The organism is Streptomyces endophyticus (assembly GCF_035798155.1).
GTDB classification, from domain to species: Bacteria; Actinomycetota; Actinomycetes; order Streptomycetales; family Streptomycetaceae; genus Streptomyces; species Streptomyces endophyticus.
In genome coordinates, this window is record NZ_JAOZYC010000075.1 from 92,423 (window position 1) to 116,351 (window position 23,929).

20 protein-coding genes are annotated in these 23,929 nt (G+C 70.9%); 7 read left to right on the forward strand and 13 right to left on the reverse strand.

Annotated features, from left to right (window positions below):
• Window positions 1–99: 99 nt before the first annotated feature.
• Genes OKJ99_RS09875 through argH form a run of 7 tightly spaced genes read right to left on the reverse strand, consistent with a single transcriptional unit; the run spans window position 100 to window position 7,324 of the window.
• The gene (locus OKJ99_RS09875; RefSeq protein ID WP_326015486.1) at window positions 100–1,461 is read right to left on the reverse strand and encodes an MmgE/PrpD family protein; all 1,362 of its coding nucleotides are present in this window, start codon (window positions 1,459–1,461) and stop codon (window positions 100–102) included.
• Window positions 1,458–2,363: a polysaccharide deacetylase family protein gene (locus OKJ99_RS09880; RefSeq protein WP_326015487.1), complete on the reverse strand. Its 906-nt coding sequence runs from the start codon at window positions 2,361–2,363 to the stop codon at window positions 1,458–1,460. The genes OKJ99_RS09875 and OKJ99_RS09880 overlap by 4 nt, the downstream gene beginning before the upstream one ends.
• Window positions 2,360–3,238: a polysaccharide deacetylase family protein gene (locus OKJ99_RS09885; RefSeq protein WP_326015488.1), complete on the reverse strand. Its 879-nt coding sequence runs from the start codon at window positions 3,236–3,238 to the stop codon at window positions 2,360–2,362. The genes OKJ99_RS09880 and OKJ99_RS09885 overlap by 4 nt, the downstream gene beginning before the upstream one ends.
• Before the next feature lie 3 nt (window positions 3,239–3,241).
• A complete protein-coding gene (locus OKJ99_RS09890; RefSeq protein WP_326015489.1) occupies window positions 3,242–4,114 on the reverse strand; it encodes an ABC transporter substrate-binding protein in 873 nt (290 codons plus the stop codon).
• 23 nt (window positions 4,115–4,137) lie between these two features.
• Window positions 4,138–4,920 carry an amino acid ABC transporter ATP-binding protein gene (locus OKJ99_RS09895; protein WP_326015490.1) on the reverse strand — a complete coding sequence of 261 codons (783 nt, stop codon included), beginning with the start codon at window positions 4,918–4,920 and terminating at the stop codon, window positions 4,138–4,140.
• Window positions 4,920–5,834 carry an amino acid ABC transporter permease gene (locus OKJ99_RS09900; protein WP_326015491.1) on the reverse strand — a complete coding sequence of 305 codons (915 nt, stop codon included), beginning with the start codon at window positions 5,832–5,834 and terminating at the stop codon, window positions 4,920–4,922. The genes OKJ99_RS09895 and OKJ99_RS09900 overlap by 1 nt, the downstream gene beginning before the upstream one ends.
• Window positions 5,835–5,887: 53 nt before the next feature.
• Window positions 5,888–7,324 (reverse strand): argininosuccinate lyase, encoded by a 1,437-nt coding sequence (gene argH / locus OKJ99_RS09905; protein WP_326015492.1) that lies wholly within the window; start codon window positions 7,322–7,324, stop codon window positions 5,888–5,890.
• A gap of 293 nt (window positions 7,325–7,617) precedes the next feature.
• Between argH and OKJ99_RS09910 the strand changes: the two genes are divergently transcribed.
• Window positions 7,618–8,274: a GntR family transcriptional regulator gene (locus OKJ99_RS09910; protein ID WP_326015493.1), complete on the forward strand. Its 657-nt coding sequence runs from the start codon at window positions 7,618–7,620 to the stop codon at window positions 8,272–8,274.
• 27 nt (window positions 8,275–8,301) lie between these two features.
• Here the strand turns inward: OKJ99_RS09910 and OKJ99_RS09915 are convergent, their stop codons facing one another.
• The 4 genes from OKJ99_RS09915 to ald all read right to left on the reverse strand — a co-directional run bounded on the left by OKJ99_RS09915 (window position 8,302) and on the right by ald (window position 12,765).
• The gene (locus OKJ99_RS09915; RefSeq protein WP_326015494.1) at window positions 8,302–8,610 is read right to left on the reverse strand and encodes a hypothetical protein; all 309 of its coding nucleotides are present in this window, start codon (window positions 8,608–8,610) and stop codon (window positions 8,302–8,304) included.
• 17 nt (window positions 8,611–8,627) lie between these two features.
• Window positions 8,628–10,067, reverse strand: coding sequence for an amino acid permease (locus tag OKJ99_RS09920; protein WP_326015495.1), 1,440 nt, complete (start codon window positions 10,065–10,067; stop codon window positions 8,628–8,630).
• A 149-nt stretch (window positions 10,068–10,216) separates the two neighbouring features.
• Complete coding sequence (locus OKJ99_RS09925; RefSeq protein WP_326015496.1) at window positions 10,217–11,623, reverse strand: aspartate aminotransferase family protein; 1,407 nt, start codon at window positions 11,621–11,623, stop codon at window positions 10,217–10,219.
• A gap of 26 nt (window positions 11,624–11,649) precedes the next feature.
• A complete protein-coding gene (gene ald, locus OKJ99_RS09930) occupies window positions 11,650–12,765 on the reverse strand; it encodes an alanine dehydrogenase (RefSeq protein WP_326015497.1) in 1,116 nt (371 codons plus the stop codon).
• A gap of 230 nt (window positions 12,766–12,995) precedes the next feature.
• Here ald and pdxR point away from each other — a divergent pair, with 230 nt between their 5' ends.
• Window positions 12,996–14,468 (forward strand): MocR-like pyridoxine biosynthesis transcription factor PdxR, encoded by a 1,473-nt coding sequence (gene pdxR, locus OKJ99_RS09935; RefSeq protein WP_326015498.1) that lies wholly within the window; start codon window positions 12,996–12,998, stop codon window positions 14,466–14,468.
• 3 nt (window positions 14,469–14,471) lie between these two features.
• Here the strand turns inward: pdxR and OKJ99_RS09940 are convergent, their stop codons facing one another.
• Window positions 14,472–15,242: an IclR family transcriptional regulator gene (locus OKJ99_RS09940; protein ID WP_326015499.1), complete on the reverse strand. Its 771-nt coding sequence runs from the start codon at window positions 15,240–15,242 to the stop codon at window positions 14,472–14,474.
• A 233-nt stretch (window positions 15,243–15,475) separates the two neighbouring features.
• Between OKJ99_RS09940 and xsc the strand changes: the two genes are divergently transcribed.
• The 4 genes from xsc to OKJ99_RS09960 all read left to right on the forward strand — a co-directional run bounded on the left by xsc (window position 15,476) and on the right by OKJ99_RS09960 (window position 20,790).
• Window positions 15,476–17,302 carry a sulfoacetaldehyde acetyltransferase gene (gene xsc / locus OKJ99_RS09945; RefSeq protein ID WP_326015500.1) on the forward strand — a complete coding sequence of 609 codons (1,827 nt, stop codon included), beginning with the start codon at window positions 15,476–15,478 and terminating at the stop codon, window positions 17,300–17,302.
• A gap of 82 nt (window positions 17,303–17,384) precedes the next feature.
• Window positions 17,385–19,064: an amidohydrolase gene (locus OKJ99_RS09950; protein WP_326015501.1), complete on the forward strand. Its 1,680-nt coding sequence runs from the start codon at window positions 17,385–17,387 to the stop codon at window positions 19,062–19,064.
• Window positions 19,061–19,333, forward strand: coding sequence for a DUF3311 domain-containing protein (locus tag OKJ99_RS09955; protein ID WP_326015502.1), 273 nt, complete (start codon window positions 19,061–19,063; stop codon window positions 19,331–19,333). The genes OKJ99_RS09950 and OKJ99_RS09955 overlap by 4 nt, the downstream gene beginning before the upstream one ends.
• Window positions 19,330–20,790 (forward strand): sodium:solute symporter family protein, encoded by a 1,461-nt coding sequence (locus OKJ99_RS09960; protein ID WP_326015503.1) that lies wholly within the window; start codon window positions 19,330–19,332, stop codon window positions 20,788–20,790. The genes OKJ99_RS09955 and OKJ99_RS09960 overlap by 4 nt, the downstream gene beginning before the upstream one ends.
• A gap of 56 nt (window positions 20,791–20,846) precedes the next feature.
• Here OKJ99_RS09960 and OKJ99_RS09965 read toward each other — a convergent pair whose 3' ends face one another.
• Complete coding sequence (locus tag OKJ99_RS09965) at window positions 20,847–23,423, reverse strand: beta-L-arabinofuranosidase domain-containing protein (protein ID WP_326015504.1); 2,577 nt, start codon at window positions 23,421–23,423, stop codon at window positions 20,847–20,849.
• A 215-nt stretch (window positions 23,424–23,638) separates the two neighbouring features.
• Here OKJ99_RS09965 and OKJ99_RS09970 point away from each other — a divergent pair, with 215 nt between their 5' ends.
• Window positions 23,639–23,923, forward strand: a complete 285-nt coding sequence (locus OKJ99_RS09970) for a cupin domain-containing protein (RefSeq protein WP_326015505.1) — start codon at window positions 23,639–23,641, stop codon at window positions 23,921–23,923.
• Window positions 23,924–23,929: the final 6 nt, after the last annotated feature.

The window sequence follows — 23,929 nt, forward strand, 5'->3', positions numbered from 1 at the left end:
TGCGCAGACTCGCTCACCAACTTGCAAGAACGTGCGCATAGTTGAGCATGCTTCGTCGCGACGCGCCAGCGAGTGCGCAGAATTGTCCGCCCAGGGCCGCTACAGAGCGAGGAATGTCCCCAGCACTCTCGCGTCCCCTGCCCCTGCCCCTGCCAGGCCGAGCACCGTCTCTTCCAGCGCCCGGACCCGCTCCTCGGGGAACACCCGCCCCGCGAGACCACGGAACTTCTCCCGTACGGCCGTTTCGGTGAGCGGGTTCCCCGGCGAGCCACTGGGGTCGTCGACCCGGAGCGACCAGCGTCGCCCGTCGGTGCCGGTCACGGTGACGACCGGCTCCTCGTCCGCCGCCATCGCCTCGTCCACCTCCAACTCGATGCGCTCGATGGCGGCGTACGGCGGAACCCGGTCCCCGCGGACGTCTACGTAGGCCTCAAGTCCCGCATGGCCATGGGTGATGACGGCGGCCAGCGCGCAGGGGAGGCTGAGCTGCGCCGCCGCGAGCGACGCGGTGTCACGTCCCCCGCACATCCCGTGCAGGAACGGACTCATGCGCACATGGACGGCGGCGATGTCGTCCGCGTCCAGATTCCGGTCGGCCATGACGGCGAGCAGGGCGTCGACCGACGAGTGGGTGCCGCGGCACGACGCGTACGGCTTGAGGGAGCTGCGCATGATCTTCCAGTTGCTGCCCAACTCCTCGGTGAGCGCGCCGGGTTGGGCGTCCTTCCCCGCGTACGTGGCGAGCGCACCGCCCCAGACGTCGTCGAGGACCGCCGAGGGCCCCGTCATCCCGGCCGCCGCCATGCGCGCCGCGAGCAGGCCGCTCTCGGCCGCCCGGCCCGCGTGCAGCCGCTTGGTCATGGCTCCGTCGTGGACGAAGGCCCACAGGCCCGCGCTGCCGCTGGACGCCAGGCCGATGGCCGCCTCCGTCTGTCGGGTGGTGAGGCCGAGGACATGGGCGGCCGCGGCGGCCGCTCCGAAGGGGCCGCAGGTTCCGGTGGAGTGCCAGCCGGCTCCGTTGTGCGCCTCGTAGCCACCGCATGCTTCGAGCATCCGGCGCCCCACGTCGTATCCGAGGACGATCGCGGTGAGCAGCCGGGCGCCGCTCACCGGGGCGGCGGCGACGGCGGCGGCCGCGAGCGCGGCGGGTACGACGACCGCGCCCGAGTGGTCGCACCCACCGGTGTCGTCGACCTCGTAGGCGTGGCTGGAGACACCGTTCACCAGGGCCGCCGCCCGTGGTGTCAGCCGCTCGCGCGTCCCCCACACCGGGGCTTCGCCATGCTCCCCGCCGAGCACCGAGAGGGCGATCCCGGCCTCCTCGCTGCGCGCGCCCGCGAGGCCGGCTCCGAGGGTGTCCAGGAGGTGGAGCGTCGCCTTGCGCCTGGTGGCTTCCGGCAGGTGGTCGTACGTGGTGTCGGTGATCAGGCGGGCGAGCCGGGTGAGCGGGCTCGGTGTCATACGGCGGCCTCCCGCTCCGCCCGGAGCCGGGCGAACAGGTCCGCCGGGTGGCCGGGGCCGTTGTCCGGGTGGTTCGTCCGCCACCAGTCGGCGATCTGCGATCCGGTCGCGAGCCAGACGTCGGGGTGGCCCTGGATGTGGGTGATCAGGTCCCGCACGACCCCGATCCTGCCCGGGGTCCCCGTCACCTCGGGGTGCAGCCGCAGCACGTAGCAGAGCCCGAAGCGGTGGTGTGCCGTGAACTCCTGGGTCCAGTTGCCGAGGACGTGCGCGTACGACGCGATGCGCGACTGGCCCGTGGGGAAGGGCGGTTCGAGGTTGAAGAAGAAGTACTGGTGGTCCTCCAGTTCGTACTGGACCGGGATCTCGACGACACCGTCCGTACCGGGGTGGAGGTAGGGCAGGTCGTCGCCGGGCGACGAGGAGGACCAGTCGAGGCCCGCGTCGGCGAAGTGGGCGCCGAGCCCCGGCTTCCACTCCCCGGCAGGGGTGCGGAAGCCGCGCACGGGCGCACCGGTGACCTGCCGCAGCCGGTCGGCTCCGTCGCGCACGGCGCGTATCTGCTCGTCGAGCGTCAGGGGCTGGAAGTCCTCGTGCGCGTCTCCGTGGCAGGCCGGCTCGTGCCCTGCGGCCGCGATGCGGCGCACCGCTTCGGGGTGCCGCTCCGCGTTGCGCCCCGGCACGAACCATGTGGTGGGTACGGCGAGTTCGGAGAAGAGGCCGAGCAGTCGGTCGATGCCGCGGTCGGTGCCGTAGCGGCCGACGGACAGGGTCTTGCCGCGGTCCGCGATGGCGGGCGAGCCGCTGAGGAGGGCGAGGTCGGCATCGTGGTCGACGGTGATCATGACGGCGGCGCGGGTGCCGTTCGGCCACCGGCCGCGGGTGCTCTGGGTGTCGCTCACGCGGCGGTCACCTCCGTCGCCTGCCCCTGCCCGCTCGCGATCCACCAGTCGGCCACGTCGTGGCAGGTCGCGAACCAGACGTCGTCGTGTGCGCGCATGTGGTCGATGAGTTCCTCCAGGAGCAGCAGGCGGCCGGGGCGTCCCGAGACCTTCGGGTGGAAGAGGGTCGTCAGGCAGAGCCCTTCGGCGCGGTATCCGTCGAATTCGCGCTTCCAGTTGTCGAGCGTCAGCGCGTAGCTCGCGATCCGGTCCTGGCCGCTGGGGTAGTCGGGGTTGCGGTGGTAGGCGAGGAAGGCGTAGTCGTCCATGTCCCAGCGTGCCGGGATCTCCACGAGGTCGGTCGTGGCGCCGTCGAGGGTGTGTCGGTACGGGCGGTCGTCGCCGCGCATCGAGCTGGAGTAGCGGAAGCCGTGCTCGCGCAGGATGCGGGGTGTCTCGGGGTGCCAGTCGCCCGACGGGGAGCGGAAGCCGGTGGCCTCGACGCCGAGGACGTCACGGAACACCCGCTGGCTGCGGGTGATCACGGCGTGCTGTTCGTCGACGGTCAGGTCGTAATAGCACTCGTGCCGGTAGCCGTGGTGGGCGACCTCGTGGCCGCGCTCGACGATGGCGCGGCAGGCCTCGGGCCAGTGCTCCACCACCCACGCCGGGGCGAAGAAGGTGGCGGGGGCCCCGGCGTCGTCGAGGAGGTCGAGCAGCCGGGGCAGCGCCCGGTGGGGTCCGTAGCCGCCGAGGGCGAAGTAGCCGGGCCGGTCCCACAGGGAGCCGTCGAGCATGGCTCCGCCGGTGGGTCCGTCCAGGTCGAAGGCGAGGGCGACCGCGGCGCGGTGCCCGTGCGGCCAGCGCGGCGGGTTCGGGTCGACAGGGGTGTGCATGGGTCAGTCCTCAACTCCGTTGAACGTGGGCGCCATCGACCCGTAGGCCATGCCGGCCTTCTTCAGGATCCGCTGGTACGTTCCGTCGGCGCGCAGTTGCCGGAAGCCCTTGAGCACGAGGCGTGCCATGGGCTTGTCGTCCTTCTTCACCACGGCGGCGAACGGTTTCGCGGGGATCGGATCGAGCACCACCTTGAACCGTCCGGGTTCGGTGCGCTCGAAGAAGGCCAGGTTCTCGCCGCCCTGGATGGCGACGTCCGCGCGCTTCTGCTCCAGTTGCAGTCGGGCCGCCGCTCCGGAGTCGGTGGGCAGGACGCGGATGGCGGGCTTGCCCTTTCCGGTGCAGTACCGCTTGTTGTACTCCAGGGCCTGACCGTAGTAGTCGGTCGTCTTGCTGACGGCGAGCTTGCGGCCGCACACGTCGTCGCCGTCGCGGAAGTCGTCGGCGCGGCCCGGCAGGGTGTAGAAGCGGCCGACGGTGTCGAAGTAGTCGACGAAGTCCACGGTCTCCTGGCGGTCGACGGTGTCGGAGATCCCGGACATCACCATGTCGACGCGCGAGGTGGTCACCGAGTTCATGAGCTGGTCGAACTTCTGCTCCTGGAACGTGACCTTGAGGCCGAGTTCGGCGCCGAGCGCCCGCGCGAGGTCGACATCGACGCCCACCACGCGGCTGGTCTTCTCGTCGCGGTACTCCATCGGCGGGAAGTCGGGCGACAGGCCGACCTTGAGTTCCTTGTCCTCGGTGATGGAGGGCGGCAGGCCGCCCTTTCCCGCCACCGACGCGGGCATGCTCGTGCTGACACAGCCGGAGAGCGCGGCCGTCGCGGCGAGGCAGGCCGCGACGGCCGTGAGCGCGCGGAGCGGACGGGACATGGCTTCTCCTGCGGACTCGGGGCTCACAGGACGCGGGCCAGGAACGACTGCGTGCGCGGGTGTCGCGGGTTGACGAGCACCTCGGACGGCGGGCCGACCTCCAGGATCTCGCCGCCGTCCATGAACGCCACGCGGTCGGCGACCTCGCGCGCGAAGGAGATCTCGTGCGTGACGACCATCATCGTCAGGCCGCTGCTCGCCAGGTCCTTCATCACCTCCAGGACCTCGCCGACCAGCTCGGGGTCGAGCGCGGAGGTCGGCTCGTCGAAGAGCATCAGGTCGGGTTCCATGGCAAGAGCGCGGGCGATGGCGACGCGCTGCTGCTGACCGCCGGACAGCTGTCGCGGGTAGGAGTCCGCCTTGTCCTTCAGTCCCACCCGGGCCAGCAGTTCGGCGGCGCGCTCGCGGGCGGCGGCGCGCGGCACGCGCTTGACGCCGACGGGCGCCGCGACCACGTTCTCCAGGGCCGTCATGTGCGGGAACAGATTGAACCGCTGGAAGACCATGCCGATGCGACGGCGCTGCCGGGCGATGGCCCGCTCGTTCAGCTCGTGCAGCTTGTTGCCCTGCTGCCGGTAGCCGATCACCTCGTCGCCCACCCAGATGCGACCGGAGTTGAGCTGTTCCAGGTGGTTGATGCAGCGCAGGAAGGTGCTCTTGCCGGATCCGGACGGGCCGAGCAGACACACCACCTCGCCGCGCCGCACGTCGAGGTCGATGCCCCTGAGGACCTGGAGGTCGCCGTAGCTCTTGTGCACCGACTCGGCCCGCACCAGGGCGTGTTCGGTGCTCGTGGTGACGCTCATCAGGAGACCGCCTTCTTCTGCTGGAGGGTCTTGCGCAGCCGTTGCAGGGGCGTCGCGGGCAGTGCTCGGCTGCTGCTGCCCCGGGCGAAGTGCCGTTCCAGGTAGTACTGGACGATGGAGAGGATGGAGACCGCGGCGAGGTACCAGACGGCACACACGATCAGCAGTTCCATGATCCGGTTGTTGACGAAGTAGATGTGCTGCGCCTCGGAGAGGATCTCGCTGACGCCGATGGCCGAGGCGAGCGAGGTCGTCTTGAGCATGCCGATGGTCTCGTTGCCGATGGGCGGCAGGATCACCCGCATCGCCTGCGGCAGCACGATCTGGCCCATGGTGCGCAGGCGTGACATGCCGAGCGCCTGGGCCGCCTCGGTCTGCCCCTCGTCGATGGAGAGGATGCCGGCGCGCACCACTTCGGAGGTGTACGCGCCCTGGTTGAGGCCGAGGCCGATGGCGGCGGCGACGAACGGGGTGACGAGGTCGACGGTGCGGGCGCCGCCCAGGCCGGGCAGTGACACGTACGGGAAGAGCAGCCCGATGTTGAACCAGGCGAGCAGTTGCAGATAGACCGGGGTGCCGCGGAACACCCACACGTACAGCCAGCCGACGCCGGAGGTGACCGGGTTGCGGGACAGGCGCATCACGGCGACCAGGACACCGAGGACGATGCCGAGGATCATGCCGACGACGGTGAGGACCAGGGTGATGAGCAGCCCCTTCAGGAGCACGCTCATCGTCAGGTACTCCTTGACGACGCCCCAGTCGATGGCCGCGTGGGCGAAGGCGTAGCCCAGCCAACCCAGGAAGACGACGACCACGAGCGCGCCGACCCAGCGTCCGTAGTGGGTGCGTGGCACCGCGACGAGGTCGCCGGTGTCCGCGGGTGCGGAGCTCTCCGCTACTGCTTCGGACATGACGTGACTCTCTTCTCCGGAGGCTGTCGTGCCGGTCGAGGACGGTGGCGTGCTCATGCGCGGGGCCCCTGGTAGGCGGCGGCCCACGCGCGCTGTTCGGCGATGAGCGCCTCCAACTCCGTTATCTGCACGTCGACCTGGGCGGGTGCGGTGCCTCCTTGCCCGCTGCGGGCGCCCAGCGCGGCCTCGACGGTGAGGACGGAGCGCACCTCGGGGGTGAGGCGGGCGTCGACGCCCGCGTAGTCGGCGTCGCTCAGCTCCTCGAGCTCGACGCCGCGCTCCTCGCAGAGCTGTACGACGGCGCCGGTGATCTCGTGGGCCTCGCTGAACGGGACGCCGCTGCGGGCGAGCCAGTCGGCGATCTCGGTGGCGAGGGTGAATCCGGCGGTGGCCTGCGTACGCAGCTCGGCCTCGTCGACGACGAAGGTGCGCACCATGCCGGACATCGCGGGCAGCACCGTCAGCAGGGTCTCGACGGTGTCGAAGGCGGCGCGCTTGTCCTCGGCGAGGTCCCGGTTGTAGGCGAGCGGGAGGCCCTTGAGTGCGCCGATGACGCCCATCAGGTTGCCGGCGAGGCGGCCCGCCTTGCCGCGGGCCAGCTCGGCGATGTCCGGGTTCTTCTTCTGCGGCATGATCGAGGAGCCGGTGGCGAAGCGGTCGTCGAGCGCGATCCAGCGGAACTGGCGGCTGGCCCAGAGGCAGATCTCCTCCGCGAGCCGGGACACGTCGACGGCGAGCATCGAGCCGACGAAGAGGAACTCGGCGACGTGGTCCCGACTGGCCACCGCGTCGATGGAGTTGGCGCAGGTGCGCTCGTATCCGAGTTCGCGCGCGGCGTGCTCGGGGGTGAGCGCGATGGCCGATCCGGCGAGGGCCGCGGCGCCCAGCGGGGAGCGGGCGCTGCGGCGGTCCCAGTCGCGCAGCCGGTCGATGTCGCGGCTGATCGCGTGGGTGTGCGCCAGGAGTTGGTGGCCGAAGGTGATCGGCTGGGCGGGCTGCAGGTGGGTGAAGCCGGGGGCCGGGGTGGCGCGGTGCCGCCGGGCCTGGGCGAGCAGGGCCTCTTCCAGGTCCGCGGTGGCTTCGGCGAGGTGGCGCACCTGGTCGCGGAGGTAGAGCCGCAGGTCGTTGGCGGCCTGGTCGTTGCGGGAGCGTCCGGCGCGCAGCTTTCCGCCGACGGCGCCGAGCCGTTCGCTGAGCACCCGCTCCAGGAACGTGTGGACGTCCTCGTCCTCGGGCAGCGGCCGTATCTCGCCGCGCCGGTACTCGCCGTCGAGTACGTCGACGGCCTCGATGAGCGTGGCCAGTTCCGCGTCGCCGAGGAGTCCCGCCCGGTGCAGTTCGCGGGCGTGGGAGCGGGAGCCCGCGAGGTCGTAGGGCGCCATGTCGAAGTAGCTCGGCTCGGAACGCGAGAGCTTTGTCAGCGCTTCGTCGGGGGCGTTGCGGAAGCGTCCGCCCCATAGGCGGGTGGTGGCAGCGGCGGTACCGGTCATGGACGGTCTCCCTGGGAGGAAAGGGGGCAGCTCGACAGCCGCGGTCGGCAGGGTGGGGGCGCCCGAAGGGCCGCCCGCGGGCGGGGCTGGGCAGGGCTGAGCACGACAGTGTGTCGACGGGTCTCGCCGGACTGACTGCTTGTCGGACAATTTCAGCAACGCTGGGTGACGGTCAAGAGTCGGAGCGATTAATTCCGCCGACCAACTCCCCGCCACCGCCTGGTAGTCGGCTGCCAGTAGAGTGTCGGCAACAATTGTCCGGCAATCCGACGCATGCTCCGAGGGAGAACGTGATGGCGCTAGGGCCCATAGAGATCGATCGCTCCAGCACGGTGGACCGGGTGGCCCACGCACTGCGCGAGGAGATGTACCGGGGCACCATCGAGGGCGGCACCTCGCTGCGCGAGAGCAACGTCGCGGCGAGCCTCGGGGTCTCCCGCAGCACCGTGCGCGAGGCGCTGCAAATCCTCACGGCCGAGGGCCTGTTGGTGCGGCGGCCGAACCGCGGGGTCGAGGTCCGGCGGCTCACCGAGGACGAGATCGAGGACATCTTCAAGGCGCGCCGGGTCCTTGAGACGGCGGCCGCGCGGTCGGTGGTGCAGGCCACCCGCGCCGACCTCGTGGCGCTCACCGCGGCCCAGCGCGACTTCGAGGAGGCGGTCGCCTCGTCGGCCGCCGCCAGTGTCGTCACGGAGGCGCATCTGTCCGTGCATGTGGCGATCGTGGGGCTGTTGGGCAGTCCGCGCCTGACGACGACCGCCCGCGACCTCATGTCGGAGATCAAGCTGGCAGTGGCCACCACGGACCGCACAAGCGACGATCTCCCGGCGCAGGTCGAGGAGCACCGGGAGATCGTGTCACTGCTGCGTCAGGCGAAGGGCGAGGAAGCGGCCGGCCTCCTGGAGGCACACCTCGCACACGCCAAGGCCTTCATGCCCACGGCCGGCTGACCGGCTGACCGGCCGCCCGTCACGCCGTCACGCCGTCGCCGCGGCCTCCCGGATCAGCGGCTCGAACTCCCGGCGTACGTAGGTGTCGAACGGCGCTGTCAGGGCGCCGTCGATGACCCGGCGCACTCCGTGCACCGCCACGAACTCCTTGAGCGCCACGCGGGATTCGGGCTCGACTCCGCCGCCGATGATCAGCACCGCGAACTCCTCGGTCTCGAGGAGCCCGCGCGCCTCGCCGTCCGTGCTCACGCCCTCCGCGTCGAACCCGTCCGCGCGCAGCGTGGTCAGTACCTCTGCCACCCTGACGGGCGTCCTTCCCAGCACAAGTGTCTTCATGGGGCGAACCTAGAAGCTCAATCGGACTTGAGGTCAAGACCTGCCGCCGCCTGTGCGCGGCGGCGTCTGCGGAGGGCGGCGTAGGAGGCCAGGACGACCACGACCGTGAGCAGGCTGGCGGCGAAGTCCGCGCGGGTTGCCGGGAGGATCGCCATCGCGGCGATGACGACGACCATCGCGCCGATCGTGAACCAGCTCAGGTACGGGTAGCCCCACATCTTGAGGGTGAGGGACTCGGGGTCCTCGCGCTCCAGGCGCTTGCGCAGGCGGAGTTGGGAGAGGGCGACCAGGAGGTAGACGAAGAGGGCGACCGCTCCGTAGGAGTGCACGATGAAGGAGAAGACCGTGTCCGGGGAGACGTAGGCGAAGACCACGGCCACGTAGCCGAGGACCGTGGCCAGGAGGATGGCTCGGCGCGGGACTCCGCTGCGGCTCAGTTTCGTGAGGCCGCGTGGTGCCTCGCCCTCGCGGGTGAGGGCGAAGACGATGCGGGACGCCGAGTACAGGCCCGCGTTGAGCGAGGAGAGGACCGCGATCAGGATCAGGATGCGCATCATGGTGTCGGCGCCGGGGATGCCGATCTCCTGAAGCGCCGCGATGTACGGTCCGCCGTTCAGCTTGTCCGAGCTCCACGGGACGATCGCGACGACCAGGAAGATCGAGCCCACGTAGAAGAGCAGGACGCGCACGACGACGGAGCGGGTCGCCCGCGCGACGTTGCGGCCGGGCTCGGCGGATTCCGCGGCCGCCAGCGCGGCGATCTCGGCGCCGGTGAAGAAGCCGACCGCCGGGATGATCGAGGTGAGGACCGGCCCCACCCCCATCGGCAGGAAGCCGCCGTGCGCGGTCAGGTTGTCGACGCCGCCCGCGTCGTGCGCACCCGGCCACAGGCCGACCACGAAGACGAGTCCCACGACGAGGAACACCGTGATCGCGGCCACCTTGATGGACGAGAACCAGTACTCGAACTCGCCGAAGGTCTTCACCGACAGCATGTTGACCGCCGTCAGGATCAGCATCAGGGCCAGGCTGATCGTCCAGAGCGGGATGCCGGGCAGCCAGGCACGGACGATTTCGGCGCCCGCGACCGCTTCGAGGGCCACCACGTTGACCCAGAAGTACCAGTACAGCCAGCCGATGGTGAAGCTGCCCATCGGGCCGAGGGCCAGCCGTGCGTAGGCGTGGAAGGAGCCGACGGCCGGGCGTGCCACCGCCATTTCGCCGAGCATCCGCATCACGAGGATGACCAGGCCGCCGGCGAGCGCGAAGGAGATCACGGCGGCGGGCCCGGTGTCCTGGATGACGACGCGGCTGCCGACGAAGAGTCCGGCGCCGATGACACCGCCGATCGCGATCAGGGTCATGTGCCGCTGTTTGAGGGCGCTGCGCAGACCGGGGCCGCCCGAGGACCCGGTCGCGCCGTCGTCCCGCAGGGATCTGTCGCTGGTGTCCGTCACGTCCGCCTCTTCTCGTACGTCTGACGTGGGCCTGTCCGACGGCGCCGGCACATGATGATCATGCGGCGCCGTCGGACAGTCTTGGCACGCCCTGAGGCTCGCCGGGGCGCGTTCAACGAACCGTTCACACGGTCGAAACGAACGACGACTCAGGCCACGGCGCGGGCGACCGAAGCCACCATCTCGTCGACCCCTTCGAGCAGTTCCCCGAGCACCGCCCGGTCCGCGACCAGCGGTGGGGCCACCATCAGCATGGTCGCGCCGCGGTCGTCGGGCCGCAGGATCACCCCGGTGCGGCGCATCGCGTCCGGCAGCACCTCGCGCAGGATCCGTGCCGACTGGTCGTCGGTCAGCTCCCGGCCGCTGTCCCGGTCGGCCGTGAATTCGACCGCGTAGAAGAAGCCGGTGCCGCGGACATCGGCGACGACCGGGTGGCGTGCCGCGATCTCGTCGAGTCCGGCCCGGAGGACCGGGCCCAGTTCCCGCACGCTGCCGGGGATGTTCTCGGCGCGCATGGCGCCGATGTTGGCGACGGCGACCGCCGTGGACACCGGGTGCCCGCCCCAGGTCGCGCCGTGCGTGAAGGTGCCGCCGAGCGGCGAGTCGTACAGGCCGCGCACCAGAGGCTCGCGGACGATGGCGCCGCCGAGCGGCGCGTAGCCGGAGGTGGCTCCCTTGGCGAAGGTGATCAGGTCGGGGACGACGCCCTCGGCCGCGCTGCCGAACCAGTGGCCGAGCCGGCCGAAGGAGCAGATGACCTCGTCGGCGACGAGCAGGATGCCGTGCTCGTCGCAGATGCGGCGCAGTTCGCGCCAGTAGCCTTCGGGCGGGACGAGGGCGCCGCGGCCGTTCTGCACGGGTTCGGCGAAGACCGCGGCGACCGTCTCCGGGCCCTCCTCGGCGATGGCCCGCTCGATCGCGCGGACGCAGTCGAGTTCCACTGCCGGGCCGCAATCGCCCGTGAACCCAAGGGTGTTGGGGACGTGCCGGATACCCGGGAGCAGCGGCCCGAAGGGTTCGCGGAGCTTGGGCAGGCCGGTGACGGAGAGGGCGCCCAGGGTGACACCGTGGTACGCCATCGACCGGCTGATGATCTTCGTACGTTCCGGCTGTCCCTGCGAACGGTGGTACTGGCGGGCGAACTTGATCGCGGTCTCGACCGCCTCCGAACCGGAGTTGACGAAGTACGTCACCTCCAGGTCGCCCGGGGCGAGTTCGGCGATCAGGCTCGCCGCCTCGATGGCGGGCGGGTGGGCCGCGCCCCAGTTCGTGGAGTACGCGAGGGTCTCCATCTGCTTGGCGCCCGTGGCCACGACGTCGCCGCGACCGTGGCCGATGTTCACGCAGAACAGTCCGGAGAGGCCGTCGAGGTGGCGCTTGCCCTCGTCGTCGTAGAGGTAGCAGCCCTCGCCGCGCACATAGACCGGCGGCGGGGTGTCGTACCAGCTGTCCTTGCGGGTGAAGTGCGGGCCGAGGTGACGCTGGGCCTTGGCACGCAGGGTGAGGTCCTGGGGCACGATGCGCTCCTTCGCGGTCACGTTCACGTTTTCGGTCACGTTCGCGTTCGCGTTCGCGTTCGCCTTCACAGCAGGGCTTGGTCTACGTCGGCGTGCTTCATGTCGTGGGCCTCGGCCACCGGACGGTAGGTGAGCCGTCCGCCGAGCGTGTTGATGCCCCGCTTCAGCTCCGGGTCGGCCGCCGCGGCCGCGCGCAGACCGTGGTCGGCGATGGCCTGGACGTAGGGAAGCGTGACGTTGGTGAGGGCGTGGGTCGAGGTGTGCGGGACGGCGCCGGGCATATTGGCGACGCAGTAGAAGAGGGTGTCGTGGACCCGGTACACGGGGTCGGCGTGCGTGGTGGGCCGGGTGTCCTCGAAGCAGCCGCCCTGGTCGACGGAGATGTCGACGAGGACGGCGCCGGGCTTCATGCGGGCGACGAGGTCGTTGCTCACGAGGCGGGGCGCCTTGGCGCCGGGGACGAGGACGGCGCCGATCACCAGGTCGGCGTCGAGCACGGCCTGTTCGAGGGCGAGCCGGTTCGAGGCGAGTGTCGTGATGCGGCCCTGGTACATGCGGTCGGCAGCGCGCAGCTTGTTCAGGTCGGTGTCGAGCAGCACGACGTCCGCCCACATGCCGGTGGCGACGGCGACCGCGTTCATGCCCGCGACCCCGGCGCCGATGACGACGACGCGGGCCGGGCGGGTGCCGGAGACGCCGCCCGTCAGCACGCCGCGCCCGCCGCCGCCCCGCATCAGGTGGTACGCCCCGACCTGTGGCGCGAGTCGGCCCGCGACCTCGGACATCGGGAAGAGCAGCGGCAGCGAGCCGTCGGCCGCCTGCACCGTCTCGTAGGCGACACCGGTGGTGCCGGCGTCGAGCAGCGCCTGGGTGCACGCGCGGGACGCGGCGAGGTGGAGGTAGGTGAAAAGGACCTGGTCGGGGCGGAGCCGGTGGTACTCGTCGGCCACCGGCTCCTTCACCTTCAGGACCAGGTCCGCCTCGGCCCACACGTCGTCGGCGGCGGGCAGGACCCGGGCGCCGGCCTCGGCGTAGTCGGTGTCCGGCAGCGCGGAGCCGCTTCCGGCTCCCGCCTCGACGGTGACGGTGTGGCCGTGTGCGGTCAGTTCGTGGACCCCGGCCGGGGTCAGGGCGACGCGGAACTCGTTGTTCTTCACTTCGCGCGGAATACCGATCCTCACGGTTCGACTCCCCTCTGGCCCGCCCTGATTGCGGCGCGGACGCGGTGCGACAGGCGTGGGTTGGCGCGCTCGACACGAGTTGGGGTTCAGGTGGCGGTCCGTGGCGTCGGCATCGCACCCTCGTGCGGCGAGGCCACCACGGCTACCGTGCCGAAGAGGGCGGCGCTCGCAACAGGTCCAGTTGCGCGCACGCTGAGGGTGCCAGGCCGACCGCGAGACGGAGGCGATACGTGCCACGTACGTTGATCGAGATCGAGCGGGGTCATGGCGAGCCGCTGTACCGGCAGGTGCGCAGGGCCATCGAGCACGGCATCGCGTCGGGGCGACTCGACGCGGGTGGCAGGTTGCCCTCCTCGCGGTTGCTCGCCCAGGAGTTGGGGGTGTCCCGGAACACCGTCACGGCCGCCTATGAGGAGTTGGTGGCGGAGGGGTTCGTGGAGAGCCGGGAGCGTTCGGGGCTCTTCGTCAACCCACGGATGCCGCCGCGCCCGGAGCCCGGTCCCGCGCTCCCTCCGCAGCACACCTTCGACTGGTCGGGGCGGCTGCGCGGCCGCGAGGGGGACCGGCTTCCGCACATCGAGAAGCATCCGGACTGGGCGAGCTACCCGTATCCGTTCCCCGCGGGACAGGTCGATCCGCGGGCCTTTCCCGCGCGGGCCTGGGTGCGTGCCCTGAACCGGGCGCTCGACCGGCCGCACGCGGCCTGGTCGTTGCAGGACTGCGTGGCCGACGACGATCCGTTGCTGGTGGAGATGGTCCGTTCCCACCTGCTGCCCGCACGCGGAGTGGCGGCGGACGCGGACGAGGTACTCGTCACCATCGGCTCGCAGCAGGGGCTCGACCTGCTGGGACGGGCACTGCTCGGCCCCGGCTCGGTGGCCGCCGTGGAGGACCCCGGGTATCTGGACGCGCGGCACATCTTCCTGCGGGCCGGGGCCAGGCTGCATCCGCTGCCCGTCGACGCGGAAGGGCTGTGCCCGCCCGACACCCTGCACGGCGTCGACCTGCTGCATGTGACGCCCAGTCACCATCATCCGACCAATGCGACGTTGGGTCCGGGGCGACGGCATACGTTGCTCACGGCGGCCAGGGACGCGGGCACGGTCGTCGTGGAGGACGACTACGACAGCGAGTTCCGCTACGAGGGCAGTCCGACGCCCGCGCTCAAGTCGCAGGACACCACCGGGCAGGTGGTGTACCTGGGCACGTTCTCCAAGTTCCTCGCTCCGGGGCTCAGGCTGGGCTATCTCGTCGGGTCCGCCGAACTCGTCGCTCACCTGCGGGAGTTGCGTCGTTACTCGGTGCGCCACCCGTCCGGTCATCTCCAGCGGGCGCTCGGCCTGCTGATCGAGTCGGGCGACTACCAGTGGGCCGTGCGGCGCAGCCGGGCGCGGCTCGGCATGAAGTGGCGGCTGATGCGGGACGCGGTGAACGCGTCGCTGCCGTGGTCGAGTTCTCCCGCGCCGGGCGGCGTGAGCCTGTGGATGTCGGGGCCGGAGGGGCTCGACTGCCGGGAGCTGGTACGGCGTGCGCGCGAGCGGGGTGTGCTGATCGAGCGCGGTGACATCTTCTTCCTGGCGGGCCCGGACGCGGATGCGTTGCGGCACTTCCGGATCGGCTTCTCGGCGCCACGGGCCGAGGTGATCGAGCCGGGGATCGCGATCCTCGGCGAGGTCGTACGGGAGTTGCTGCCACCCGGGTGACGCTCAGTCCGCCTCGACCCGCGCGATCCGCTCGGCCGCCTGCCGCAGCACCGGCACCAGTTGCACGGCCCGCTCCACACTGACCCGCACGACGGGCGCCTGGAGCGCCACGCACTGGCGCACCCGTGATGCCACCGGATCCTCGCCCGGCCCGCGGGGCACGGGCACGGCGGCACAGACGAGGCCGGGCAGGAACTCCTCGTCGTCCAGGGCGAATCCGTCCCTGCGCACCTGGTCGAGCTCGGCCTCCAGGGCGTCGGGGTCGGTGCGGGTGCGCGCGGTGAACGCCTTCAGCGGGGCCGCGGTGAGGATCTTTCGGCGCTGGGCGGCGGGCAGGAACGCGAGGATCAGCTTGCCGCTGGCACTGCAGTGCACCGGGACGCGGGAGCCGGGCCGCAGGGCGAACCGCAGCGGCTCCGGGGTCTCGACGCGATCGAGGTAGACGACCTCCGGTCCGGCCGGCGCGGTCAGGTTGCAGGTCTCGCCGATCTCGTCGACGAGGTGGCGCAGCACCGCGTGCCGGGCCGCGTGGTGGGTGCCGTGGCTGAGCAGGTCCTCGGCGAACACGCGCAGCCGGCCGCCCGCGCCGTAGCGGCGGCCGTCGCCCTGGCGGTCGAGGAGGCCCGCGCCCTCCAGCTGCCCGAGCATCCGGTGCACGGTCGGCTTGGGCAGGCCGGTCTCGGCGACCAGCTCGGTCAGGGTGACCAGGCGGTCGGTGCGGGCGATGTGTTCCAGCAGGGCGAACAGGCGCAGGGCCGGGGTTCCGTCGTCCATGTGCACCATCCTCAACTCGCTTGCGCGACCTGCCGGTTGCCGGGCGTCTGAACGTAGCAGCACGTCCCGGATTTCGGTACGCGTGGTTGACGCTGCCGAGACGCCCGCTCTACGGTCCTCGACGTGTCCCGCTTTTGGGAACACCGCGTACCGGATCCCGGAACCCGCTCTCCCCCACTGAACATGCGCCACCCCGCACCAGCACCGACAGCACGTCGAAGGGTGGAAAATCCATGACCAGCAGTGCGCCCCAACCGCAGTTCACGACCGAGGACGGCCGTCAGGTGGCCGCCGGCGTGCAGCGGATGACCCCATCCGAGTCGTTCGTGGAGACCCTGGTCTCGCACGGCGTCACGGACATCTTCGGCATCATGGGTTCGGCCTTCATGGACGCGATGGACATCTTCGCGCCGGCCGGCATCCAGCTGATCCCGGTCGTGCACGAGCAGGGCGCCGGCCACATGGCGGACGGCTATGCGCGGGCCAGCGGCCGCCACGGCGTGGTGATCGGCCAGAACGGGCCGGGCATCTCCAACTGCGTCACGGCGATCGCGGCGGCGTACTGGGCGCACTCCCCCGTCGTCGTCGTCACGCCCGAGGCGGGCACGATGGGCATGGGGCTCGGCGGTTTCCAGGAGACCAACCAGCTCCCGATGTTCGAGGAGTTCACCAAGTACCAGGCACACGTGAACAATCCACGCCGGATGGCGGAGCTGACGGGCCGCGCCTTCGACCGGGCGATGAGCGAAAAGGGCCCGACGCAGCTCAACATCCCGCGCGACCACTTCTACGGCGACATCGAGGCCGAGATCCCGCGCCCGTCCCGCCTCGACCGGGGGCCGGGCGGTGAGCGCAGCCTGGAGGAGGCGGCGCGGCTGCTCTCCGAGGCCGAGTTCCCGGTGATCATCTCCGGTGGCGGTGTGGTCATGGGCGACGCGGTCGAGCAGGCGAAGGCGCTGGCCGAGCGGCTCGGCGCGCCGGTCGTCAACTCGTACCAGCACAACGACTCGTTCCCGGCGAGCCACCCGCTGTGGTGCGGCCCGCTCGGCTACCAGGGCTCCAAGGCGGGCATGAAGCTGCTGGCGCAGGCCGATGTGGTGGTCGCGCTCGGGACCCGGCTCGGCCCGTTCGGCACGCTGGCGCAGTACGGCATGGAGTACTGGCCCAAGGACGCCAAGATCATCCAGATCGACGCGGACCACCGCATGCTGGGCCTCGTCAAGAAGATCGAGGTCGGGATCTGCGGGGACGCGGGCGCCGCGGCGCAGTCCCTCGTGCGCCGGCTCGAAGGACGTGACCTCCTCTGCGAGCAGACCCGCGCCCGACGTTCGGCGACCATCCAGGCGGAGAAGGACGCGTGGGAGAAGGAGCTGGACGGCTGGATCCACGAGACGGACCCGTACAGCATCGACATGATCGCCGAGCAGGACGGCGAGGACGGCTCCTGGCTGCACCCGCGTCAGGTGCTGCGCGAGCTGGAGAAGGCGCTGCCGGAGCGGGTGATGGTCTCCACCGACATCGGCAACATCAACTCGATCGCCCACAGCTACCTCCGTTTCGAGGAGCCGCGCTCGTTCTTCGCCCCGATGTCCTTCGGCAACTGCGGTTACGCGCTGCCGACGATCATCGGCGCCAAGCTGGCCGCGCCCGAGCGCCCCGCGGTCGCCTACGCGGGCGACGGCGCCTGGGGCATGAGCATGGGCGAGATCATGACGGCGGTGCGGCACGACATCCCGGTGACCGCGGTGGTCTTCCACAACCGGCAGTGGGGCGCCGAGAAGAAGAACCAGGTCGACTTCTACGACCGCCGGTTCGTCGCGGGCGAGTTGGAGAGCGAGTCCTTCGCCGGGATCGCCCGCGCGATGGGCGCCGACGGCGTGATCGTGGACCGCCTGGAGGACGTCGGTCCCGCGCTGAGCAAGGCGGTCGAGGCGCAGATGAACGAGGGGCGCACCACCGTCATCGAGGTCATGACCACCCGTGAGCTCGGCGACCCGTTCCGCCGCGACGCCCTGTCGAAGCCGGTCAGGCACCTCACCAAGTACCAGGACTACGTCTGATCGCTGTACGAGCACGTCCGGGGCGCCCGCGGTCGGTGCGGGCGCCCCGCCCTCCGTCCCTCTCCCCTGGTGGTGATCTTCCGTGCCGAGCCCGCTCCCCCGCCCCGCCGATCCCCTGCACGCCGCCGACACGATCCTGTACGGCGGCACCGTGCGCACCCTGGACCGTGCCGGGCACACCGGCACGGCGCTCGCCGCCCGCGACGGCAAGGTCCTCGCCGTCGGCCCGGACGCCGACATCCTGACCCTCGCGGGACCTGCCACCACGCTCCGCGATCTGCGTGGTTCCTGCGCCGTGCCGGGGTTCATCGAGACCCACAACCACCCCACGTTCTTCGGCCTGACCCTCGCCGCCGAGGTCGACGCGGGCAGTCCGCCGAACGACCGGATCGCCGACATCGTGGCCCGCGTCGGGCAGGCCGCCGGGCACACCGAGCGGGGCGAGTGGATCCGCGGCTACCGCTACGACGACACGCTGCTGGCCGACGACCGGCACCCCACCCGCACCGATCTGGACCCGGTCGCGCCGCACCACCCGGTGTGTCTGCAGCACATCTCGGGGCACTTCTGCGTGCTCAACTCCGCTGCCCTGGACCGCCTGGGCATCGACCGGGACACCCCCGACCCGGTCGGCGGCGCCATCGTCCGCGACGCGAAGGGCGAGCCGACCGGCGTCCTCGCGGAGACCGCCGCGTTCGCCGCGTACGCGGGGATGCCGCACCCGGGCGTGGACGACCTCGCCGACGCGATCGGGCGGGCCGGTGACGCGTATCTGGCGGCGGGTGTCACCACCGTGCACGACACCGGGCTCGGCCTGATGGGCGGGCCCGGCGAACTCGACGCCTACCGCAGGGCCCGGCTCACCGGCCGGCTGCGCAACCGGATCCAGGCGTATCTGGTGCAGGACCTGTTCCCTGAGCTGGCGGAGGGGCGCCTCAGCCCGGTGGAGTCGGCCGTCGCGGGGCTCGGGGACGACGAGTTCCGGGTGGCCGGCGTCAAGATGTGGGCGGACGGCTCGATCCAGGGCCTGACCGGGTGTGTCTCGGACGGCTACGCGTGCGCGCCGGACAAGCACGGGCTGCTGATCTTCCCGCCGGACGACCTGTCCCGGCGGATCGCGACGCTGCACGAGGCGGGCTGGCAGGTTGCCGTGCACGGCAACGGCGACGGCGCGATCCAGGCCATCCTCGACGCGTACCAGAAGCTGGGCCTCGACCCGGAGTCCGCGGACCGGCGCCACCGCATCGAGCACTGCCAGATGGCGGGAGAGCGGCAACTCGCGGACATGGCGCGGGCCGGTGTGCACGCCTCGTTCTTCGTCAAGCACGTCTACTACTGGGGCGACCGGCACCGCGACCGCTTCCTCGGCCCCGAACGGGCCGCCCGTATCGACCCGTTGGCCTCGGCCCGCCGCCACGGCGTCACGTTCGGACTGCACTCGGACACGCCCGTGGTGCCGGTGCCGCCGCTGGAGGGGATGTGGTGTGCGGTCGAGCGGATGACCCGCGACGGCCATCAACTGGGGCCCGAGCAGCGGGTCGACGCGGAGACGGCGCTGCGCGCCTACACCAGCGAGGCGGCGAAGCTGGCCTTCGAGGAGGACCGCAAGGGGACCCTGGAGCCGGGCAAGCTGGCCGATGTCACGGTCCTGTCCGAGGACCCGACCGCCGGTGGCGAGCGCAGCCTGCGCGATCTGTCGGTCGAGGCGACGGTCATCGGCGGCGACGTCGTCTGGGAGCGAACCCCCGGAGGTACGCGATGAGTTCACCACCACCTTCACCACCATCGGAGCCCACCCGCCGACTGCCGCGCAGCCTGTGGCTGGGCCTCGGCGTCCCCTCGTTCGCGCTCCTCGTGGTCATGCCGCTGCTCGCGAACACGGACGTGTACGTGGCGGGCATCCCGCTGCTGTTCCTGTGGGTGTTCGCCTGCTTCCCGCTGACCAGCCTGTGTCTGTATCTGGCGTGGCGGATGGACCAGAAGCACTACCCCGAGGACACACCGAACTCCACGGAAGAGGCGTCTCGATGATCGCCACCGTCTTCTTCGTCATCATGGTGCTCTCGGTCCTCGTGGCGTTCAGCGCCCGTCGCGGCATCCGCAAGGTGTCCATCAGCGAGTACCTGGTCGGCGGCCGTTCGTTCCCGCCGTGGCTGCTGTACTTCCTCGCGGTCGGCGAGGTCTACAGCATCGGCACGATGATCGGCTTCCCGGCCGGGATCTACGCCAAGGGCGCGAGCTACGGCGTCTGGTTCCTCGGCTACATCCTGCTGGCCTATCCGCTCGGTTACTACGTGGCGCCGCTGATCTGGCGGGCCGGTGTCCGCTACGACGCGATGACCATCCCCGATGTGTTCGGCCGCCACTTCCGCAGCCGCGGCCTCGAACTCATCACGGCGCTCGCCCTGTTGGTGGCCCTGGTGCCGTGGGGTCAATACCAGTTCATCGGCATGCAGGTGGTCCTGACGGCGCTCGGGCTGCCGATCACACCGTTGCAGGCGGTGATCCTCGCAGGCGTGATGGCGTTCCTGTACGTCGCCGTGTCCGGGGTGCGGTCCCCGGCGTTCGTGTCCATCCTCAAGGACGGGCTCATGGTGGTCGGCGTGGTGGCGGCGGGTGTCGCCGCGCTCGTCGCGGGCGGTGGCATCGAGGCGGTCACGGATCCGGCGGCGGTGCCGCACACGCAGGTCACCATGTCGGGCAGCCCGATGGTGTTCGCGCTGACCACCATCGTCTTCCAGGCGGTGACCTTCTATCTGGGCTTCTCCGCGGGCTATATCTTCACCGCGCGCTCCGAGCGGGCCATCAAGTCGTCGACGGTGTGGATGCCGTCGTACATGCTGATGTACCCGTTCCTGGTGGCGACGGCGTACTTCGCGTACGTGGCCGGCAAGCATGTCGCCGATCCCAACACGGTGTTCATGGAGGTCGTGCGTGACGTGCTGCCCGACTGGCTGGTGGGTGTGGTCGCGGGCGGCGCGGGCCTGTCCGGGGTGCTGGTCCTCGCGGTGACGGCGCTGTCGATCGGCGGCATCGTCTCCCGCAACCTCGCGCCGAACCTGCGCCCGGAGGCCCAGCGCCGGTGGACGACGCTGGCCGTCGCGGTGTTCCTCGTCGCGGCCGCCGTGCTGACGCTGACCGCGTCGTCGCTGATGCTGACCGTGCTCAACCTGACGTACTACCTGCTCGGCCAGTTGATCCCCGGTTGGTTCGCCCTGCTGTTCTTCCGCCGGGTGCGGGCGTGGGCGGTGGCCACCGGAATGATCGCGGGTGTCGCCGCGTCCCTGGTGCTGTACGTGGTGGAGCCCGACCTCGGCGGGGTCAACGCGGGCCTGCTCACGGTGGTGTTGAACGCGGCGCTCACCTTCGGCCTGAGCGCCCTGGTCAGGTCCCGGCCGTGTGCGACGGAGCCGCCGCTGGTGTCGGTGCCCGCGCCCCGGCCGGGCGCGGCGGACACCCCTGACGAGGAGCCGGCCGCGCTGCGCTGACGGTCGAGCGGGGCGGGTAGGGATCGGCGTTCGTGCCCCCACCCGCCTCGCGGCTCTCAGGCCCCGGCCAGTTCCGCCACGTCCGCGGCCGTCAGCGTCTTCCCGTAGATCCGGAAGTCGTCGAGCGCGCCCTTCAGGTACGGGTCGGCGTACTGGGACTTGCCGAGGTATCCGGCGCGGATGTGGTTGCCGAACATGTCCGGCCGCGCGGTGACCTGTTCGTTGCGCCCCTTCTCCACGCCGTCGACGTACAGCACGGCCGTGCCGTTCCCGTATGTCAGCGCCACGTGCACCCAGCTGCCGGTGGGGAGTTGATCGACGTCGATGCGCTCCTCCGCCCCTGCCCCACCGGCGGTGATGGCGAACCGCAGGGTGTCGCTGTCGCTGCGCGGGGTCAGGAACAGGTTGCACGAAGCCCCGGTGCCGATGTCGACGATGCGCGTCCATGTCTCGGGCGTCCCGTCGAGCTTCACCCAGGTCGCCAGCGAGTACGCGGTCGCGCCGGCCAGTACGTCGTCGGCCAGCTTCACGTACCCGTCCGACCCGTCGAGGGCGACGGCGCCGCCGATCTTCCCGCCGGACGCCCAGGCCGCGCCGCCCATCAGCTGGGCGGCCTTGCCGTTGCCCGTGGCGTCGGCTGCGGTGGTACCGGAGGTCTCGTCGAAGCGGTGCCAGGCGGCGAACTCCGGTGGTGGGGGCGGCGGTTCGCCCGTCAGCCAGTACGCCGTGTAGTAGACGTGGTGGGTGCGGGCGATGGGCAGCAGGGTGACGTTCTCGTCGTCGGCCCGCGCCGTGAACCTCATCGGCGCGGCGGCCGTCTGCTTCACCGACTTGGGGTCGAGCCGGGGCATCCGCATCGCGCCCCGGTCGCCGTACTGCCCGGCGAGCACCACCGGCCCGTACAGCACGGCCTGTACGTCCGGGTCGTCGGGCGTCGGCTCGATGGCGAGCCGCATGGGGAGGGTGACCTCGACCCGGTCACCGGCCTTCCAGCGGCGGCGCAGCGCGAACCAGCTGCCCGCCTTGGGCCGTTCGCCGAGGGACCGGCCGTTGAGGGTGACGCGCGCGCCGCTCGTCCACGAGGGGATGCGCACCCGCAGTTCGTGCTCGGCGGCGCCGGCCGTGACGGTGAGCGTGGTGGACGCCTTGTCGGGGAAGCCGGTCGTCTGCCGCCAACTGACGCCCCTGGCCTTCCACTTCACTTCCGCGGGCACGAACAGGTTCACCAGGAGACGGTCGTCGTCGTGCGAGAAGACGCTCTCCGCGAACTTCGCCTGTGTCTCCATCCCGCTGCCGTGGTCGCAGGAGAAGTTGTCGTAGTCGGTGGAGTAGGCCTTGGGGTCCTCGCCCATGAAGGAGGGCTGCTGCTTGTACGAGCCCGGCGCGAGGCCCGTGTAGTAGATGTTGAAGCCGTGCGCGGAGTCGGGGTCCTGCTCGCCGAGCATCTGGTTGAACAGCGTGCGCTCGTAGTAGTCGAGCAGGTCGACGCGGTGCGGTGCGTGGAGGTGCATCAGCCGGGTCAGCTTCAGCATGTTGTAGCTGTTGCAGTTCTCGCAGCAGCCGTTGGAGAGCTGGGCGGCGATGGCGTCCGGCTCGTGGAAGGCCTCGCCGTTGCTGTTGCCGCCGATGACGTACGTGTGGTGGTCGGTGACGATCTGCCAGAAGTTCTCGGCGATGGTGCGGTAGCGGTCGCCGAGGCCCTCCTCCCACAGTCGCAGCGCGCCCACCATCTTCGGTATCTGCGTGTTGGCGTGCAGCCCGGCGAGCTTGTCCTCGTTCCTGGCGAGCGGGTCGAAGACGACGTCGTGGGTGAACCGTTCGGCGACCTTCAGCCAGTTGGTGTCACCGGTGACTTCGTGCAGGTCGGCGAGCACGTCGTTCATGCCGCCGAACTCGGTCTGGAGCACCCGCTGCATGTGGTCGTGGCTCAGCGCCCCGGTCCGCTTGTCCACCCAGGCGGCCTGCCGCAGCACGACATCGAGGGCCTGGTCGTCGCCGGTGAGACGGTGCTGGTCGACGAGGCCCGCCATGATCTTGTGGATGGTGTAGTACGGCGCCCAGACCCCGGTTCCGGCCTCAAGACGGTCGAAGAAGCTCTCCGGGAACGCGGACAGATACCCCTTGCCGAAGCCCGCCCCGGGCGACGCGTCCTGACACTGCGCGAGCGCGGCGACGAGCTTGCGTCCCTTGTCGCGTACGGCGGTGTCGCCGGTGTTGGCGTACGTCAGCGCGAGCCCGGACAGCAGATGTCCGGTGGTGTGCCCGCGCAGTTCCACGTCGGGCCCCTCCCAGCCGCCGCAGGGTTCGGCGTCGGACGGCAGGCCCACGTTCTTCCTGAAGGTGTGCAGCAGCCGGTCGATGTCGACGAAGTGCAGGTAGGCGGTGTTGCGTGCCTGGTTGTCGCGGAAGACACCGGGCAGCAGGGCGACGGCGTCGAGGGGGAAGGGTTCGACGGCGCCGGACGCTCGCCCGCCCGGCTCGGGTCCGGCGGCCGGGCTCGCGTACGCCGCCGTGCCCACGGCGGTGGGCAGCGCGGCGACCGCGACCCCGGTGGCGGCGGCAGCGATGAACTGCCGTCTGCCGGGGGCTACTTGCGAAGAAGGCGATCCGTTGGATCTCTCGGTGCGGCTCACGTCGTTCTCCTCGCGCGGCTATTTGTTCGCGATTTCGGACAGTGAACGGAACTCCGGACGCGAAGATTAGGCTCGCCGCACATCATGGTCAACACCCCGCGCACGGCTCCCACGCACACCGGCCCTTGAGCAGCTCCTCGCGGTGTGATCCGGTTAGCCTGCCAGCTGCGGCGATCTCCGTCGCCACCGTTCCACCCGACGAAAGAGCCGTGAACATGACCACCACCGCCCGCGCCACCGTGCAGCACGAGGACGAGCGCACGCGGGTCACCCGCTGGGACTTCGAGCCGGGGCAGAGCACCGGCCGCCACGTGCACGCGTACGACTACGTCGTGGTCCCGGTGACGGACGGCCACACCGATGTCATCACGCCTGACGGCACGGTCACGCGCAACGAGCTGCGCTCGGGCCGCTCCTACGCGCGTTCGGCGGGCAGCGAGCACGAGGTCGTCAACGCGGGCACCGCCCCGCTCGCCTTCGTAGAGGTCGAGCGCAAGTAACGCCGC

Bases quoted from the DNA above. Each gene is read 5' to 3' on its own strand.
- OKJ99_RS09875 (WP_326015486.1), bottom strand. From the start codon at position 1,461: ATGACACCGAGCCCGCTCACCCGGCTCGCCCGCCTGATCACCGACACC.
- xsc (WP_326015500.1), top strand. From the start codon at position 15,476: ATGACCAGCAGTGCGCCCCAACCGCAGTTCACGACCGAGGACGGCCGT.
- argH (WP_326015492.1), bottom strand. From the start codon at position 7,324: ATGACCGGTACCGCCGCTGCCACCACCCGCCTATGGGGCGGACGCTTC.
- OKJ99_RS09955 (WP_326015502.1), top strand. From the start codon at position 19,061: ATGAGTTCACCACCACCTTCACCACCATCGGAGCCCACCCGCCGACTG.
- OKJ99_RS09940 (WP_326015499.1), bottom strand. From the start codon at position 15,242: ATGGACGACGGAACCCCGGCCCTGCGCCTGTTCGCCCTGCTGGAACAC.
- OKJ99_RS09910 (WP_326015493.1), top strand. From the start codon at position 7,618: ATGGCGCTAGGGCCCATAGAGATCGATCGCTCCAGCACGGTGGACCGG.
- OKJ99_RS09895 (WP_326015490.1), bottom strand. From the start codon at position 4,920: ATGAGCGTCACCACGAGCACCGAACACGCCCTGGTGCGGGCCGAGTCG.
- OKJ99_RS09960 (WP_326015503.1), top strand. From the start codon at position 19,330: ATGATCGCCACCGTCTTCTTCGTCATCATGGTGCTCTCGGTCCTCGTG.
- OKJ99_RS09885 (WP_326015488.1), bottom strand. From the start codon at position 3,238: ATGCACACCCCTGTCGACCCGAACCCGCCGCGCTGGCCGCACGGGCAC.
- OKJ99_RS09900 (WP_326015491.1), bottom strand. From the start codon at position 5,834: ATGTCCGAAGCAGTAGCGGAGAGCTCCGCACCCGCGGACACCGGCGAC.
- OKJ99_RS09970 (WP_326015505.1), top strand. From the start codon at position 23,639: ATGACCACCACCGCCCGCGCCACCGTGCAGCACGAGGACGAGCGCACG.
- OKJ99_RS09915 (WP_326015494.1), bottom strand. From the start codon at position 8,610: ATGAAGACACTTGTGCTGGGAAGGACGCCCGTCAGGGTGGCAGAGGTA.
- OKJ99_RS09890 (WP_326015489.1), bottom strand. From the start codon at position 4,114: ATGTCCCGTCCGCTCCGCGCGCTCACGGCCGTCGCGGCCTGCCTCGCC.